Source organism: [Clostridium] saccharolyticum WM1 (assembly GCF_000144625.1).
In the GTDB taxonomy this organism is placed as follows: domain Bacteria; phylum Bacillota; class Clostridia; order Lachnospirales; family Lachnospiraceae; genus Lacrimispora; species Lacrimispora saccharolytica.
This window is the reverse complement of sequence record NC_014376.1, coordinates 2,625,182-2,641,971: the sequence shown is the minus strand read 5'-3', so window position 1 is coordinate 2,641,971 and position 16,790 is coordinate 2,625,182. Positions and strand designations below refer to the sequence as shown.

The window sequence follows — 16,790 nt, the reverse complement described above, 5'->3', positions numbered from 1 at the left end:
TGCTTTATGGAGTTTAGAGAATTAAAGGCAGAAGAGCTGAACCGAGAGCTTTTTAAGGATTTTGACCGCTTCCAGGAAGTGAAGGAGTGCTGGCGGAAGGAAAAGGATGCCTGGGTAATTAAAGAGAATCCATTTACGGAACAGTGGCGGGATGAAGATTATGAGGTATTGGTTCAATGTCTGAAAAATACCGTTAATACGGGAGGGGTTGTATTTGGCTGCTTTCTGGAAGGAAAACTGAAGGGCTTTGCTTCTGTGGAAAGTACTCCCTTTGGAAAGGAAAATCAATACCTTGATCTTTCCAGCCTTCATGTGTCGAAGGATTTAAGAGGGCAGAAGGCCGGAAGCAGGCTCTTTCACTTAGCTGCCCAATGGGCCGGGCAGCAAGGTGCCGGCAAGCTTTATATCTCATCCCACTCTTCCGTGGAAACCCAGGCGTTTTATAAATCCATGGGATGCGTGGAAGCTGGAGAATACCACAGGGAGCACGTGGAAAAAGAGCCTTGTGACTGCCAGCTGGAATATGGTCTGGAGCGGAAGGTGATCTTATACATTGGGGTCAGCCTGGATGGATATATTGCGGATGAGGAAGGAAGGGTGGACTGGCTGGGCGGCCAGGTTGAAGCCTATGAGGGAGATTACGGCTACCGCCGCTTTGAGGAGACGGTGGATACGGTTATCATGGGATACCGCACCTATCGGCAGGTGGTTATGGAGCTTTCTCCGGAAGTCTGGCCTTATTCCGGGAAGGAAGCCTATGTCCTGACACATAAGGATATAGTGGATAGGCCTGGAATCCATTTTACCAGGGAGCCTTTGGAACACCTCCTTTCTGTCTTAAAGAAAAGGGAAGGAAAAGCGATCTGGATCTGCGGAGGGGCACAATTGGTGAATCAGCTAATGAATAAGGAGCTGATTGATGAATACCACTTAACTGTCATGCCTGTGCTTCTTGGCGGCGGTATCCGGCTGTTCGAGAAAACAGGAAAGCAGGTTCTTTTAAAGCTGGTATCCATAGAAACGGAAAATGGCGTAATAGACTGCATATACAGAAAAAGATAGAAGTGAAATCGGGAATATACAAGGACTTCTTTCAATACAATGAACAATAGCAGTGGCACCGGGGGCGATTTTAGGGACCTGTTTCATAGCCTGCAGCAATCCATGTATTTGAAAGAGAGATGAAAAAAGATGGCAGAAATAAAGAGGATCAGATGCGGAAATGTGAACACCTATCTGATTGAGGAACATGGAAGAGCCATTCTTGTGGACACAGGAAGGATCGGATCGGAAGAAAAAATACTGGCCCAATGCCAGAAAACAAAGGTGGAACTGATCGTACTCACCCATGGTCATGTGGATCATGTACAGAATACGGCCTGCCTTAAGAAGGAATTGGGAGTTCCGGTCGCCCTTCATAAGAAGGACTTAAATCTTATAAAAGATGGCATTCATGAGCCGCTCCGCTATCAGGGATTTTTGGGAATGGTAGTTGCTGAGGTTTCAGCAAAAAGCTATGAAACAGACCGGATACCGGAGTTTACCCCGGATATTTATTTAAAAGAGGGAGAATGGCTGAAGGATTACGGGGTCAATGGCAGAATCATAGAGCTTCCAGGGCATACCAGAGGGTCCATAGGAATTGACCTTAAGGAAAAAGCGGTCATTGTAGGAGACGCACTGATGAACATGTTTTATCCCGGATTGTCCATGATATACTGGAACAGGGAGGAAATGATAAGAAGTGCGGAAAAGATCAGCGCTCTTGGCGCAAGAAAGGTATATTTCGGCCATGGAAGTCCGGTTGAAAACCGGGCGTGGAACAAGGCAGAAATTTAGACAAAGGTTTAAGGCGGTATGATACGGATCTATCTGGCAAGGTATGAGGCGGACCGTGGAAAGAAGAAAAGGGAGCTGGAGCATGAGCTTGGAAATCGGCTTCTATACATGGGATTCAAGGATCTATATGGATCCGTTTCCGGATCCCAGGACCAGCCGGTCATTTTGAGAGGGGAGCATGGAAAACCCTATCTTAAGGACTTTCCCTACATTCGCTATAACATCAGCCATACAGATGGCATGGTGGCCTGCGGAATTGGAGAAAGAGAGCTGGGAATTGATTTGGAACGGATACGGCCCTTCCGGCATAATATCCTGAGGAAGGTTTTTTCTGATGCTGAAAGACGCCGTATGGAGGATTTACCGGAAGGGGAGCGTTCCCAATATTTCTTCCGGATCTGGACGCTAAAGGAGAGCTATTTAAAGGCGGTTGGCTGCGGTATTACCATACCTCTTACCAGCATTTCATTTGAATGGAAGGACAAATCCCTTCTGTCTTGCTCTGAACCCGGCGTTTCATTTTATCAGACCTTGATAGATGAGGAGTATGTCCTCTCTTTATGTGCCATGGGAGATGAGGAAATCAATTTTGGGCAGAACCTTGCTTTCTGCACCGAAGGCGGAAGCCGTGGGACTGAGTTCTGCTTTCAGAAACCATAAGCCCTGCCAGGGTCAGCACGATTCCGCAGGCGGACTGGAAACTGATTCGTTCCCTCAGCAGCAGCATGGATGAAACCACGGTGATCACCGGGACGGCATAGATGTAGACGCTGGTTTTTACAGTACCCAGTTCTTTTACGGCGAAATTCCAGGTTGCAAAACATAGGGCAGAAGCACCCAGGCCTAAAAAAAGGATGTTAAATAAGTTTTTTGTATCAGCAAGCCGGTAAAGGCCGGTATGGAAGGGGAGAACTGCCAAAGCGGGAATCATGAACAGCAGGCCGTAAAAGAAAATGCGCCTTGTTGTTTCGACGGTCCCATGGCCGTACTCTCCTATTTTTCTTGTGATCACGGAATAGGCAGCCCAGGTCATTGCGGCGGCCAGCGCCAGAAAATCTCCCTTTGGATTCAGCTTCATGCCGGAGGATTTCTGGAAGCTGATTAAGGCGATCCCCATGATCGCAGTTAAAAATCCGGCCAGAAACCGGGGCCCAGGTTTTTCTCCTTTTAGAAAAAGCCAGTCAAACAAGGCTGTAAAAAACGGGGCTACGGCTATGATCACGCTGACGTTGGCAGCAAGGGTATAGGTAAGGGCAAAATTTTCCATGAGAAAATATAAGGTTACTCCGCATAGTCCGGCCGCTGCAAATAGGACTTCCTGTGTTCGGTTTTTGGTATGCAAAAGACGAGGACAAGCCAGCCACAAGGCGGCATAACCAATGAGAAAGCGGAAAAAGAGAATTTCAAGAGGAGTGAAAGCTTCAAGAAGTACCTTGGTGGAGATAAAGGTGGTTCCCCATACGAATATGGAAAACCCGGCCGCCAGGTGTCCGTATAAATGATTCTGTTTGTTCATGATCGTCTGCTCCTGTAAGTAATATTAAGCCGCCTCATGGGATGAACCAGGTATTAGGCATGTTTCCGGTTCTTCCTGACCGGCGGCTTCTTAAATTTTAGCACAGATCATAAAAAATGTCTTGAAGAATGGTCCTGATATTGAAAAAACGGAACTTTGCAAAAAACAAGGCTTATGAAAACATAAAAAATGGGCAAAAATCTCAGAAGGAATAAAAAGCAGATTGGAGGAAAAGCCATGAAAACCATGACAGACAACTTTTTAATTTCCTTTCTTCAGAGATTTGACCAGCACCCCTTTGACGTAAAAATGCATGGAAAAACATATCACATCGGGCAGGGGAACCCATCGTTTATTGTGAACCTGAAAGAGGACATCCAAGGCAGGGAACTATTGACCAGCACTTCTCTGGCCCTGGGAGAGGCTTACATGAAAGGGAATCTTGAGATTGAAGGGGATCTGTTTCATGCACTGGATCACTTTTTGGGCCAGTTGGGGAAGTTTTCCATGGATCAGGTAAAGCTTAAGAAGCTGATTTATTCGTCCCAGTCCAGGCGAAACCAGGAAAAGGAGGTCACATCCCATTATGATATCGGTAATGATTTCTACCGCCTTTGGCTTGATGATACCATGAGCTATTCCTGCGGCTATTTTAAAACGGAAAATGATACCTTATCGGATGCCCAGTACAACAAAGTGGAAAGGATCTTGAAGAAGCTTTATCTGAAAAAAGACATGACCCTTCTGGATATCGGCTGCGGCTGGGGATATCTGCTGATCAGGGCTGCAAAAGAATATGGGGTCCAGGGAGTTGGAATCACCTTAAGCAAAGAGCAGAAAAAGATATTTGAGGAACGGATTAAAGAAGAAGGCCTGACAGGCAGGGTGACAGTGGAATTGATGGATTACCGGAACCTGGAAAACTGGGGCAGGGCCTTTGACCGGGTGGTCAGCGTGGGCATGGTGGAGCATGTGGGAAGAGACAATTACGGTCTATTTGTAAAAAACGCGGAAGCTGTCCTAAATCCAGGCGGATTATTCCTTCTCCATTACATCAGTGCCTTAAAGGAATATCCGGGAGATCCGTGGATGAAAAAATATATTTTTCCGGGGGGCACCATTCCAAGCCTGCGGGAAATGATTCATATTTTAAGCGAGCATCAGTTTTACACCCTTGACGTGGAAAGCCTTCGCCGCCATTATTGCAGAACCCTGCTTTTGTGGGGACAGAATTTTAATGAACACCGTTTGGAGATCCAGGAGAAAATGGGAACGGAGTTTACCAGAATGTGGGACTTATATTTAAGTGCCTGTGCCGCCACATTTAACAACGGAGTCATTGACCTTCATCAGATCCTTTTGTCCAAAGGAATAAACAATCATCTTCCAATGACAAGATGGTATGATTAATTTTATAATCCGCCCTGCCTGAGACAGGGGCGGATTTTTGCATCATCATGGCAATAACGGTCATTGGCCGGGACATTAATGTGGGTTTGGAGAGGAGAAAAGGTTGCCGTATTTTGGAAAGCGTGTTATGATTCCATAGGATAAAACTGACAGGAAGTGGAAAGGGATCTTTGTGGAACAACATGAACAGAAGAAAAAAGAACTGGCTCCTGGTCCTGATTTATACGGTTATGATTCTCCTTTGCCTTGGCATTGTCATGATCGTGGGTCATCTGGACACCTCCAGACGCAGCAGGGAGGAAACCTCCGGCAAGCATTTTGAAGAAAGCTCAGATCAGCAGCAGCGAGAGGAACCTACCGGTGAAAAAGAACCTATAAATCCTGAGACAGAGGCAAGTGACGAAGCAACGGAGCCGGAAACCAGGAGAGAGTTTAAGAATAAGCGGAAGGGACGGACTGTGGAGGAAGAGACATCGGAAGAGACAGAGGAATACAAGCCTCCAGTGGTCGTAGTTGCCTCTGACGTCCATTATTATTCTCCAGAGCTTACGGATTATGGAGAGGCTTTTGAGGAGATGCAGAAACGGGATGATGGAAAGCTGGTCAATTACATTCCTAAGCTCATGGATGCTTTTACAGCAGAGATGGAAGGGCTTAAGCCATCGGCTGTGGTCTTAAGCGGGGACTTGACCCTTAACGGGGAAAAGGCAGGTCACGAAGCCTTGGCGCAGAAGCTTGAGATTCTGGAAGAAAAGGGAGTTAAGGTGCTGGTCATTCCCGGAAATCACGATATTAACAACTATGCTTCTGCTTCCTATTTCGGTAAGGAAAAAGAAGTGGCGGATATCGTGGATCCCAAGGGATTTTATGATATCTACCGTCGGTTTGGGTATGACCAGGCCATTAGCAGGGATGAGAATTCTTTAAGCTACGTTTATGAATTGGATGAAAAAAACTGGCTTCTGATGCTTGATTCCGCTCAGTATGAGCCTCTGAATAAGGTGGGAGGCAGGATTAAACAAGAGACTCTGGGATGGATGAAAGCACAGCTTGAGGAGGCAGGGAAGCAGGGGATAACCGTGATTCCCATTGCACACCATAACCTGCTAAAGGAAAGCATCCTCTATCCTGAAGACTGTACCCTTGAGAACAGCCAGGATGTCATTGCGCTTTTGGAATCTTACCGGATTCCTCTTTACATAAGCGGCCACTTGCATTTGCAGAGGACCAAAAAGTATAAGCCGGAGCCTGGAGAGAGTAAGGATGCCTATCATATTAGTGAAGTGGTTGCAGATTCTTTTGCCATTTCACCCTGCCGTTATGGCGTTCTCCAGTGGACAGAGGATGGCAGGCTGGTTTATACCCCCAGGGCCATGGATGTGGAAGGCTGGGCAAGGAAAGAGGGAATTACTGATGAAAACCTTCTTAATTTTAAGGAATATGGGATGAAATTTCTCACAGAAGTGATCAGCAGCCAAGTATCCGGCAAAATCAAAAATCTGCCGGAGGAACAGGTGGTAAAGATGGCAGAGCTGTATGGGGATATTAACAGGGCCTACTGTGAAGGTGTCCCTGTTGACGGAACCGAGGTACGGTCAGAGGAAGCCTTCCGCTTATGGCAGAGGAATCTGCCGGACAGCCGGATGTTTGCTGAAATCGGCAAGATCCTGAAAGACACAGGGCATGACCACAACACTTGGGAATGCCAGCTTGAAATAAAAGAATAATAAGGGCAGGAATAACAGACAGCCCCTTTACATTTTATTTCATGTCATGATATAATGATGAAATAATATTACGTAAAGTTCGAGGTAGATGGTTTATGCAGGAAAATATAAGCGTATCCGGGGTTCTCTGCTCATCCTATGATTCGTTTTTTGAAGCAGAAAAGAAAATTGCGGATTATATTCTGGCTCATAAAAGTGAAATCATTGATATGACAGTGGCGGAGCTGGCCCTGGCAAGCGGAACCAGCGATGCCACCGTGTCCAGATTCTGCAGAAGATGCGGTTTTAACGGATTTCATCATCTGAAAATCAATCTGGCAAAGGAAGTGGCTGAGGAAAGGGGGAATTCCATTGAAGTCTCCAATGACATCAGCCGGGATAATATTGGCCAGTCCCTTCAGAATATTTTGGCCAATAAGGTGGCGGAACTGACCCAGACCATATCCATGATGGACCCGGATGAGTTAAACAGGATCCTTTCTGTAATCGAAGGTGCCAGAACCATACAGCTTGTAGCTGTTGGAAATACCATACCGGTGGCAATGGATGGCTCCTTTAAGTTCAACCAACTGGGGATACCTGCCGTATCCGGCTCCATATGGGAAACGCAGATGGCTTATACCTGCAATTTGAGGGAAGAGGACGCTATTATCATCATATCCAATTCAGGCTTTTCCAAGCGGTTGATGACCCTGGTGGCGGTTGCCAAGGAGAACCATACGCCAACCATTGCGATTACCAACAACGCGTCATCCCCTCTTGGCCAGGTCTGTGACTATCACATTACCACGGCAACCAGGGAAAAACTCCTTTTGGGAGAGTTTTGCTTTTCCAGAGTGTCCGCTACCACAGTGATCGAAATTTTGTATCTGTTTTTATCGGTCAGCAGACCGGATTCCCATGACCGTATCAGACGTCATGAGATTGCCATTTCCGATGATAAAAAATAAACCTTCACCACAGCCGGCAAACCGGCGCTTCAGTCTGCAGTCAAACCGGTGTCAGGAGGGAAACCCTGGCACCGGCTTTTTTTGCCCGATCCTCATGATAAGCGGGGTCCATTTCCATACAGCCTTTTCTGCAATCTTCCTGGAATTTTAATGTATCACGGAATACTTATGTAGGATCATCGTTAAGTCGATAGATAGATAAAGGAGAAATCAGTGGTATTTATGAAAAAGATGTGAGTAAACCCAGTAATAGCAATGGGCATGATGCTTAACATCTGCCCGAAAATAATTATTATAAGGGGGATTAATATGAAGAATAAAATACCATGGAAAAACAGACTTTCAGTAAAAATCCCAATTACTATGGCAGCCATAATCCTGATTGTTATGATTGCAATGTGCTCCTGTTTAAGTCTGCTAACAAGTACTACCGTAACTAAAATGACGGAGAAAGAACTGAATTATATTGCAGAAGAAAACGCCAAAGAAGTATCGTCATACCTGGAGAGTATGCTCGTATTTTCCCAGGCGCTGTCATTAGAAGTACAGAGATATCAAACTCTTAACAGGGAAGAAGCAAATAAAATGCTGGTAAAATCTTTGCAAGGGGTATTAAAGAATAATAAGATATTTTCAGCCTATTATGCCTTTGAACCTGACAAATTCATGCCGGATACGCCCGGCGGACTTTCTTACTATGTTTTCCGTGACGGCTCGGGTACAGGGCTTGATGTTTTAAATGACTATGCTACATATGGAAAGGAAGATTATTATCTGCCTGCAAAGAAGAATTTATCGATTCATGTTACAGAGCCGTATGAGTACCGGCTTTCTACCGGTGAAAACGTTTGGCTGATTACATTAAGCAGTCCTATTGTAAATGAAGATGGTGAATTTTTAGGGGTAGCAAACTGCGATATCGATGTGTCCAGTATTGCAGGATTAAGCTATGCAGACGGTGGATATAAGACTTCATACAGCTATATTGTTACAAGCAACGGGACTTGCCTGGCCCACACCGCAGACCAGGGAATCGTTGGCAGCATACCCCGGTCTGTTTCCGATTATGAGGTGATTGGAAAGGCAGTTGCAAGGGGGGAATCGGTAACACGAAAAATAAAAAATTCTTATTCTCATGATAAAACTGCATTGGTTATTCATAAAGCGCTTCATTTAGATGGGACGGATGTTAACTGGTCAAGTGCCTTTGCGGTAAATGAAAGTGAGGCTATGAGTTCTGTAGCAAAGATTACTATGGCATTATCAGGTATTGGATTCCTTGGATTAGCTGTACTGATATTGGTTAGTGTTATGGCATTGAAGAAAGGGCTTGCTCCGGTGGATTCTGTCATGGGTCTGGCAGAAAAGATGAGAAACGGTGATCTTTCCCGTGACAATGGGACCGCCGCTTATAAAAATGATGAATTAGGATTGCTGGCTAACATTTTTATGGAAACTTCGGAAATATTAGGAGGCTATATCAATGAAATTTCGGAGGTGCTTAAACAGGTAGCTTCAGGTAATCTGAATATATCCATTGAAAAAGATTATATAGGAGATTTTAACAGAATAAAGCTTGATTTGACCCGAATTTTGGATTCATTCAATGGTACCTTTAACGATATGCAGATAGCTGCAGATCAGGTGGCAGCCGGTGCCCGGCAGTTTGCTGACGGTTCCCAGTCTATGAGTCAGGGTGCCATGGAACAGGCAAGTTCGGTAGAAGAGCTTTCTGCAAAAATTATGGAAATTACCGGCCAGGTCAGGGATAGTGCAATGCACGCAAATAATGCCAATGATAAGGCAGAGGCAGTAGGTACTGAATTGGAAAACAGCAATAAACAGATGAATGAGCTGGTTAAATCTATGGCTGACATAACGGAAACCTCAGGCCAGATTGAAAATATTATAAAGACAATTGAAGATATTGCATTCCAGACAAATATACTGGCACTTAATGCGGCTGTTGAAGCTGCCAGAGCCGGAGAGGCAGGAAAGGGATTTGCAGTTGTTGCTGATGAAGTCAGAAATCTTGCATCAAAAAGTGCAGAAGCAGCCAAGAATACTACGGTTTTAATAGAAAGTTCTCTTCGTTCCGTACAGGAGGGTGCCAGATTTGCGGAGATCACAGCGTCTTCCCTTGAGGAGGTTATAACAGGAGCGAGAGAAATCATTTCAGATATTGCTGAAATTTCAGAAAAGACTGATGTACAGTTTTCATCTTTAGAAGAAGTCACCGCAGGCATTGAACAGATTTCCAATATTGTTCAGAACAATGCAGCGATTGCTGAGGAAAGCGCCGCGACCAGTCAGGAATTATCATCACAGGCTCAGCTGCTTAAAGTACTGATTGCCAGATATACAATTAAGAAAAAGTATCACTAATCAAATCTCATAGAGGGTCCATGGACAGCAGGTTTACACAATGTTATGTTGACAATGTAAACCTGCTTTTTTGTGTAGGAGATTGGGATGAGCGGAAAACAGACAGGAAAGGAGAAGGATAAATACTTTAAACGAGATCAGGGAATACTCAAAAAGACAATCAGCATAAAAAAACGGTTTTTTTCTTATCCCTAATCAAATAAATTTGTGCAAAATCCTGAAATGTTTTATGAAATAACATTTCTTATAGAAAGATATTGACGAAATAAAACAATCGTATTATATTATAGATGAAGGATGAAATTAAATTTTATATATAAAAGGAGAGGTGACATATGATTTACACCGTAACATTTAATCCGGCCTTGGATTATGTCATAAGGGTAGATCACTTCGCACTGGGAGCAGTCAATAGAACGGAGCAGGAAAATATCTATTATGGGGGAAAAGGACTAAACGTATCTGCAGTTTTATGGGCTTTGGGGTATGAGAATACCGCACTTGGCTTTGTGGCAGGATTTACCGGAGAAGAGATCGAACGGGGAGTAAAAGGCCTTGGGTTTCAAACGGACTTTATCCGTGTTAAAAAAGGCTTGTCCAGAATTAATGTAAAGCTTAAATCCCGGGAAGAGACAGAGATCAATGGCATGGGACCAGAAATAGCCGGGGATGACGTAAAGCAGCTTTTTGAAAAACTGAACCATTTAACTGAAGGAGATATGCTGGTTTTATCCGGCAGTATACCAAAATCCATTGATGATAATATCTATGAGCGGATCATGGAGTCTCTGGACGGGAGGGGAGTGGGGATCGTGGTAGATGCAACAAAGGATCTGCTTATTAATGTACTTCCTTATCATCCCTTCCTCATTAAGCCGAATAATCATGAGTTAGGTGAAATGTTTGGTGTAACTCTTCATAGCCCGGAAGAGATCATAGACTATGGGAAGCGCCTTCAGAAAAAGGGAGCCAGAAATGTGCTGATCTCCATGGCAGGAGACGGAGCCATCCTGATTACCGAAGCAGGAGAAGTGTTCCGGATGGGAGTGCCAAAGGGAACGGTAAAGAATTCTGTAGGAGCAGGAGATTCTATGGTGGCAGGATTTATAGCCGGTTATCTGGAAAACGGCAGCTTTGAGCATGCACTGCGTCTTGGAAGCGCGGCTGGAAGTGCCAGCGCCTTTTCTGAGGGGCTTGCAGGCAAGGAGGATATTATGAAGCTGTACGAAGAATTGTCAAAGGAGGGGTATTGATGAGAATTACAGAGCTGTTGAAAAAGGAAAGCATTGAGCTGGGGGTAAAAGTTTCCAGCAAGGAAGAGGCCATTGACAGACTGGTAGGCTTAATGGAAGCCGGAGGAAGGCTTAAGGATACGGCAGGATATAAGGAAGGAATCCTGGCAAGGGAAGCTCTGGGAAGCACGGCAGTAGGCGATGGGATCGCCATTCCCCATGCAAAGGCGGCAGCCGTGAAGGAGCCGGGCCTTTCTGCCATGGTAGTGCCTGATGGAGTGGATTACGAGGCTTTTGACGGTTCATTCGCCCATCTGATATTCATGATTGCAGCTCCCGAGGGAGAGGCAGATGTTCATCTGGAGGCATTATCCAGACTTTCCACTCTTCTTATGGATCCGGATTTTAAGAACGATTTATTGAAAGCCAAATCAAAGGAAGAATTTTTACAGCTGATAGACGATAAGGAGTCAGAGCGGTATCAGAAGAAAAAGGAAGCCGAAGGCGGAGCTAAGGCCCAAAGCAGATACCGGGTTCTGGCGGTGACTGCCTGTCCTACGGGAATCGCCCATACCTTTATGGCGGCAGAAAACTTAGAACAGCAGGGAAAAAGGCTGGGGATAACTCTTAAGGCGGAGACAAACGGAGCGGAAGGAGTTGGCAATGCCCTGACCAAAGAGGAGATCGCTGGCGCGGAAGGAATCATCATAGCTGCGGATAAAAAGGTGGATATGGCCCGTTTTGACGGTAAACGGGTGGTCATGGCCACTGTTACGGAGGGGATCCAAAAAGGAGAAGACTTAATCAAAAGAGCGGTAAGCCCTGAGACTCCTTTTTACCATCATTCAGGATCCGCCTCCTCATCAGAAAACGGTGATCAGGAACATGTCGGCCGATCCATTTATAAGCATTTGATGAACGGTGTTTCCCACATGCTTCCTTTCGTAATCGGCGGCGGAATTTTGATCGCCCTTGCTTTCCTGTTTGACGATTATTCCATTGATCCTTCCAATTTTGGTAAAAACACGCCTTTGGCAGCATACTTAAAGACCATTGGGGAGCAGGCCTTTGGCATGATGCTCCCGGTCCTGGCCGGATACATTGCCATGAGTATTGCAGACCGTCCCGGTCTGGCCGTAGGATTTGTGGGCGGATTGATTGCTAAAATGGGAGCGACCTTTGCAAATCCGGCTGGAGGAAGCGTAAACTCCGGTTTTCTTGGTGCCTTGCTGGCAGGTTTTATCGGCGGTTACATTGTAATCATGCTTAAAAAGGCATTCAGCAGGCTGCCAAAGTCCCTGGAGGGCATTAAGCCTGTCCTATTGTATCCGTTGGTCGGTATTTTCCTTGTAGCTGTTGTAACCACCTTTATCAATCCTTTTGTAGGCGCCATTAACGATGGACTCACAGGCTTGTTAAATGGTATGGGAGGTACCAGCAAAATCATTCTGGGTGCTGTTGTAGGAGGCATGATGTCCGTGGACATGGGCGGTCCTGTAAACAAGGCTGCTTATGTGTTTGGAACAGCCCAGTTGGCTGAAGGTAATTTTGATATTATGGCGGCAGTTATGGCAGGCGGTATGGTTCCTCCCATTGCCGTGGCTCTCTGTACCACATTTTTCAAGAAGAAATTCACGGATAAGGAGCGCCAGTCAGGTCTGGTGAACTACATTATGGGACTTTCCTTTATTTCCGAGGGTGCGATTCCTTTTGCGGCTGCTGACCCCCTCCGTGTCATTCCTTCCTGTATTGCAGGTTCTGCAGTAGCTGGCGGACTTTCGATGGCTCTTGGATGTACCCTTCGGGCACCTCATGGAGGAATCTTCGTCCTTCCAACCATTGGAAATCCATTGGGATACTTACTGGCTATTGTCATCGGCTCTGCCGCAGGCTGTGTTATATTGGCGGCGTTAAAGAAGAATCTGGAAACAGAATAAGGGGCTGAAAGGGCTCCCGTATGTTTTGCATCGGCAATGTTTCTGATGAAAAACAAAGACTTGTTGATGCTGCCAGGGATTGCATGGAGGGGTAGATTTTTGTACGGTTCTGTTCTATAATCTTAAGAAGCAGGATGGAATCATCGAAAACCCCTTATTATCTTCTTAAAAAATGCAGGGGTTAAGGCGGAAAGAGAACAGGAAGGAGAAAATCATGTATAAATGCTGTTTATTTGATCTGGATGGGACCCTTATCAATACCATTCATTCCCTGGCTTACAGTATCAGCCTGACCATGGAGCATTTTGGCTATGGGCCTATCGATGTGGCTCACACTAAGAAATTTGTTGGTGATGGCTTTAAAAAGCTGGTAGAACGGGCCCTTATTTACTCGGGAGACGATGAACTGACCCATTTCCGGGAGGCCCTTGCATTTTATGAAAAAACGTTTGAGAAAAACTGCCTTTACATGGTAGAGCCATATGAGGGGATGCCAGAGCTTTTACAATTTCTTAAAGATAAAGGAATAAAGATCGGAGTGTTGACCAACAAAGGCCATGAACGTGCCGTGGAGTGTGTGGAAGCTGTATTCGGCAGGGGATTTTTTGATCTGATCATAGGGGAAGGCAATGGAGTAAAATGCAAACCAGACCCATCAGGTGCCTTTATGGCAGCAGATCACTTTCATGCAAACCCTTCCCAGTGCCTTTATTTTGGAGATACCAACACGGATATGAAGACAGGCATCAATGCCGGAATGGATACGGTGGCTGTGACCTGGGGGTTTCGTGACAGAGCGGAGCTGGAGGCGTTTCAACCCAAGTACATCATCAGCAATCCCAGTGAGATTCAACATGTTTTTGTATAAAATTTTAAAATAAAGGAAAATTAAGGAGAGATAAGATTATGCATCTCTTCTTTTTTTATTGAAACGAGCGGGAGGAATCATGACGAATTACTTAAAATGGGGGTTGATTACCATTGCGGCCGTATGGGCGGCGTTAATAGGGACGATGCTGGGATATGCCTGGAACATCATGCACATGCCGCAGATGGTTCCAAAGGTACAGATACCTCAGATGCAGAATACAAATATAAGCATTGAGACCCAGGAAAAAATGGAGGGCTACTGGACCGTGGCAGTGTTTGGCGTGGACTCCAGGGAAGGAACCCTTGGCAAGGGGACCAGGTCAGATATGCAGATGATCCTTAATGTGAATCTTGGTACAGGGGAAATACGGCTTGTTTCTGTCTACCGGGACACTTATTTAAAGATAGAAGACAAAGAACGTTATGATAAGATCAATGAGGCATATTTTAAAGGCGGCCATAAACAGGCCATAGAGGCTTTAAATGAAAATCTGGATCTGACTATTGACGATTATGCATCATTTAGCTGGAAGGCAGTGGCTGATGCCATCAATCTTCTGGGAGGTATTGATGTGGATATCAGCCATGAAGAATTCCGGGTGATAAACGGCTTTATTACGGAGACCGTAGAATCCACGGGCGTAGGATCCCACCACTTAAAAAAGGAGGGTCCCAACCACCTAGACGGGGTTCAGGCAGTGGCCTATGCAAGGCTCAGGAAAATGGATACCGATTTTAAAAGAACCGAGCGGCAGCGGGAGGTTGCCGATCTGGCGCTGAAAAAAGCCAGGGAGGCAGATGCAGCAACTTTAAGCAAAGTGGTTGCCGCTGTATTCCCCCAGATATCCACCAGTATCGGCATGAAAGATATGCTTCCACTGATGAAAAATGTAAAAAGGTTTCACCTGACAGAAACGGAAGGATTTCCGTCAAAGCTTAAGGATGTGATGGTCGGTAAAAGAGATTGTGTTGTCCCGGTAACCTTGGAATCAAACGTAATAAGGCTTCATCAGTTTTTATTTGATGAAGAAAACTACGAGCCTTCGGATCAGGTAAAGGAGATCAGCAGGCAGATTGAGCTTCGGATTAAAAATAGGAAGTAAAAGGATATTTGGCCTGTAAACGGCAGGAAGAATTACTCTTCTTTTGTCTTTTACAGGCCTTTTCCTGCTTATTTAAAAAACTGTCCTTTTCCTTCGGAACAAAATGTGCTATACTATGCAAATGGAATCAGATAGGAGATTAAAAATGATTAAAAATAGATGGAATAAACTCCTGCTTTTATGCCAGATGATTTCTTTTGCAGACTGGTTCTTATGGGGGTAATGCGGCTGATCCTGGCACTGTAACGGTTGTCACGGGCATGGACCATTTGAATACGGTGCAGGAAGAGCTGGTGGAAGGGATGGAAGAGGAAGAATACAAGAATGGCGGCTACGGTTACGAAAAGGCATTTCTGGTCTTTTCAGGAGCCGGATGTGTGGCCCGGCTAAACCGGGCCGGTAATAAGGCGGAACATTTGGCCGCAGGAAAAGAGGAAAGTCAGTGAAATGAACTTAGAAGAAAAACAATCAAAGCGTGTTAAGAGGCACGTGAGCCAGACTCAGTTTATTGCCTATGGATTTTTTTGCCTGATTATAACAGGAGCTCTACTTTTGATGCTGCCTATTTCCAGCAGGGATGGGCAATCAGAAGATTTTTTAAGCTGCCTGTTTACAGCCACCAGCGCCTCCTGTGTGACGGGGCTGGTGGTAAGGGATACCTGGACTCAGTGGTCTTTGTTCGGGCAGATGGTAATCCTGACCATGATACAGATCGGAGGCCTTGGGTTTGTTACGGTAGGAGTGTTTATCTCCATCGTACTCAGACGGAAGATAGGCTTAAAGGAGAGGGGGCTTTTGCAGGAAAGTGTCAATACCCTGCAGATCGGCGGAGTGGTAAGGCTGGCGAAGGGAATCATAAAAGGGACCTGTCTTTTTGAAGGAGTAGGGGCCATTCTTCTGGCCATCCGTTTTATCCCCAAGTATGGATTCTGGCGGGGGATGTTTTACGGCATCTTCCATTCCATATCCGCATTCTGCAATGCGGGATTTGATTTAATGGGGAATCAGACCCCCTACAGCTCCTTTGTCTCCTATTATGATGATTGGCTGGTGAACCTGGTAATTATGTCTCTGATCATTATCGGCGGAATTGGTTTTATTGTATGGGAAGATTTATATAGGAATAAGCTTCATTTTAAAAAATATATGCTTCACACAAAAATGGTTTTGGTGATCACCTCGGTCCTGGTTTTTGGAGGAGGATTACTATTTTATCTTCTGGAACGGAACAACCTACTGGTGGGGATGAATGTGAGCGGACAGATTCTGACGTCCTTATTCAGCTCAGTAACCGCCAGAACAGCCGGTTTTAATACCACCGATACGGCGGCTCTGACCGACGGAAGCAAGCTTCTGACCATAATCCTTATGTTTATCGGTGGAAGTCCGGGATCTACGGCAGGCGGAATTAAAACTACCACAATGTTTGTCCTTCTCATGTGCGTGCATTCCAATATCAAGCAGACCTACGGGGTGAATATTTTTGGAAGACGCCTAGAAGATAACGTTATTAAGCGTGCCGGAGCCATTTTGACCATCAACCTGTTCCTGGCTCTTTCTGCATCCCTGGCCATTATGGCAATCCAGCCATTGGGGTTTTCAGACATATTGTTTGAAACCACATCTGCCATTGGAACAGTAGGAATGACCACAGGTATTACAAGAGATCTTTATTCCGTATCACGGGTGATCATTATTATTCTCATGTACAGCGGAAGGATAGGAAGTTTATCGTTTGCTTTGGCATTTGCCCAGAGCCATCGCAAGGCACATGTGGAACAAGTGACGGAAACGATCAATGTAGGATAAAGAAAAAGGAGT

General features: G+C 45.3%; 14 protein-coding genes. 13 read left to right on the top strand and 1 reads right to left on the bottom strand.

What is annotated here, in order from left to right; all coding sequences use genetic code 11:
- Positions 1-6: 6 nt before the first annotated feature.
- The 3 genes from CLOSA_RS23485 to CLOSA_RS12340 all read left to right on the top strand — a co-directional run bounded on the left by CLOSA_RS23485 (position 7) and on the right by CLOSA_RS12340 (position 2,499).
- Positions 7-1,062: a GNAT family N-acetyltransferase gene (locus CLOSA_RS23485; protein ID WP_013273103.1), complete on the top strand. Its 1,056-nt coding sequence runs from the start codon at positions 7-9 to the stop codon at positions 1,060-1,062.
- A 129-nt stretch (positions 1,063-1,191) separates the two neighbouring features.
- Positions 1,192-1,839, top strand: coding sequence for an MBL fold metallo-hydrolase (locus CLOSA_RS12345; protein ID WP_013273102.1), 648 nt, complete (start codon positions 1,192-1,194; stop codon positions 1,837-1,839).
- Positions 1,840-1,857: 18 nt separating this feature from the next.
- Positions 1,858-2,499: a 4'-phosphopantetheinyl transferase family protein gene (locus CLOSA_RS12340; protein WP_013273101.1), complete on the top strand. Its 642-nt coding sequence runs from the start codon at positions 1,858-1,860 to the stop codon at positions 2,497-2,499.
- On the opposite strand, the gene CLOSA_RS12335 is transcribed toward CLOSA_RS12340, so the two are convergent.
- A complete protein-coding gene (locus tag CLOSA_RS12335) occupies positions 2,423-3,355 on the bottom strand; it encodes a DMT family transporter (protein WP_013273100.1) in 933 nt (310 codons plus the stop codon). The genes CLOSA_RS12340 and CLOSA_RS12335 overlap by 77 nt on opposite strands.
- Positions 3,356-3,592: 237 nt before the next feature.
- Here CLOSA_RS12335 and CLOSA_RS12330 point away from each other — a divergent pair, with 237 nt between their 5' ends.
- From CLOSA_RS12330 to CLOSA_RS12285, 10 genes are all read left to right on the top strand, one after another.
- Entirely contained in the window at positions 3,593-4,765 is a 1,173-nt protein-coding gene (locus CLOSA_RS12330) for an SAM-dependent methyltransferase (RefSeq protein WP_013273099.1), read from the top strand.
- Between the two features lie 182 nt (positions 4,766-4,947).
- Positions 4,948-6,492 carry a metallophosphoesterase gene (locus CLOSA_RS12325; RefSeq protein ID WP_013273098.1) on the top strand — a complete coding sequence of 515 codons (1,545 nt, stop codon included), beginning with the start codon at positions 4,948-4,950 and terminating at the stop codon, positions 6,490-6,492.
- A 95-nt stretch (positions 6,493-6,587) separates the two neighbouring features.
- The gene (locus CLOSA_RS12320) at positions 6,588-7,442 is read left to right on the top strand and encodes a MurR/RpiR family transcriptional regulator (RefSeq protein WP_013273097.1); all 855 of its coding nucleotides are present in this window, start codon (positions 6,588-6,590) and stop codon (positions 7,440-7,442) included.
- Positions 7,443-7,751: 309 nt separating this feature from the next.
- Positions 7,752-9,827, top strand: a complete 2,076-nt coding sequence (locus CLOSA_RS21760; RefSeq protein ID WP_013273096.1) for a methyl-accepting chemotaxis protein — start codon at positions 7,752-7,754, stop codon at positions 9,825-9,827.
- 335 nt (positions 9,828-10,162) lie between these two features.
- Positions 10,163-11,080, top strand: a complete 918-nt coding sequence (pfkB, locus tag CLOSA_RS12310) for a 1-phosphofructokinase (protein ID WP_013273095.1) — start codon at positions 10,163-10,165, stop codon at positions 11,078-11,080.
- Complete coding sequence (locus tag CLOSA_RS12305) at positions 11,080-12,996, top strand: PTS fructose transporter subunit IIABC (protein WP_013273094.1); 1,917 nt, start codon at positions 11,080-11,082, stop codon at positions 12,994-12,996. The genes pfkB and CLOSA_RS12305 overlap by 1 nt, the downstream gene beginning before the upstream one ends.
- 214 nt (positions 12,997-13,210) lie before the next feature.
- Entirely contained in the window at positions 13,211-13,864 is a 654-nt protein-coding gene (locus tag CLOSA_RS12300) for an HAD family hydrolase (protein ID WP_013273093.1), read from the top strand.
- 79 nt (positions 13,865-13,943) lie between these two features.
- Entirely contained in the window at positions 13,944-14,969 is a 1,026-nt protein-coding gene (locus CLOSA_RS12295) for an LCP family protein (protein ID WP_013273092.1), read from the top strand.
- A gap of 260 nt (positions 14,970-15,229) precedes the next feature.
- On the top strand, positions 15,230-15,415 hold the full coding sequence (locus tag CLOSA_RS12290) for a hypothetical protein (RefSeq protein ID WP_157669015.1): 186 nt from the start codon (positions 15,230-15,232) through the stop codon (positions 15,413-15,415).
- 1 nt (position 15,416) lies between these two features.
- A complete protein-coding gene (locus CLOSA_RS12285) occupies positions 15,417-16,778 on the top strand; it encodes a TrkH family potassium uptake protein (RefSeq protein WP_013273091.1) in 1,362 nt (453 codons plus the stop codon).
- Positions 16,779-16,790: the final 12 nt, after the last annotated feature.

Coding starts and splice junctions, on each gene's coding strand:
- CLOSA_RS23485 (WP_013273103.1), top strand. CDS start 7: ATGGAGTTTAGAGAATTAAAGGCAGAAGAGCTGAACCGAGAGCTTTTT.
- CLOSA_RS12345 (WP_013273102.1), top strand. CDS start 1,192: ATGGCAGAAATAAAGAGGATCAGATGCGGAAATGTGAACACCTATCTG.
- CLOSA_RS12340 (WP_013273101.1), top strand. CDS start 1,858: ATGATACGGATCTATCTGGCAAGGTATGAGGCGGACCGTGGAAAGAAG.
- CLOSA_RS12335 (WP_013273100.1), bottom strand. CDS start 3,355: ATGAACAAACAGAATCATTTATACGGACACCTGGCGGCCGGGTTTTCC.
- CLOSA_RS12330 (WP_013273099.1), top strand. CDS start 3,593: ATGAAAACCATGACAGACAACTTTTTAATTTCCTTTCTTCAGAGATTT.
- CLOSA_RS12325 (WP_013273098.1), top strand. CDS start 4,948: ATGAACAGAAGAAAAAAGAACTGGCTCCTGGTCCTGATTTATACGGTT.
- CLOSA_RS12320 (WP_013273097.1), top strand. CDS start 6,588: ATGCAGGAAAATATAAGCGTATCCGGGGTTCTCTGCTCATCCTATGAT.
- CLOSA_RS21760 (WP_013273096.1), top strand. CDS start 7,752: ATGAAGAATAAAATACCATGGAAAAACAGACTTTCAGTAAAAATCCCA.
- pfkB (WP_013273095.1), top strand. CDS start 10,163: ATGATTTACACCGTAACATTTAATCCGGCCTTGGATTATGTCATAAGG.
- CLOSA_RS12305 (WP_013273094.1), top strand. CDS start 11,080: ATGAGAATTACAGAGCTGTTGAAAAAGGAAAGCATTGAGCTGGGGGTA.
- CLOSA_RS12300 (WP_013273093.1), top strand. CDS start 13,211: ATGTATAAATGCTGTTTATTTGATCTGGATGGGACCCTTATCAATACC.
- CLOSA_RS12295 (WP_013273092.1), top strand. CDS start 13,944: ATGACGAATTACTTAAAATGGGGGTTGATTACCATTGCGGCCGTATGG.
- CLOSA_RS12290 (WP_157669015.1), top strand. CDS start 15,230: ATGGACCATTTGAATACGGTGCAGGAAGAGCTGGTGGAAGGGATGGAA.
- CLOSA_RS12285 (WP_013273091.1), top strand. CDS start 15,417: ATGAACTTAGAAGAAAAACAATCAAAGCGTGTTAAGAGGCACGTGAGC.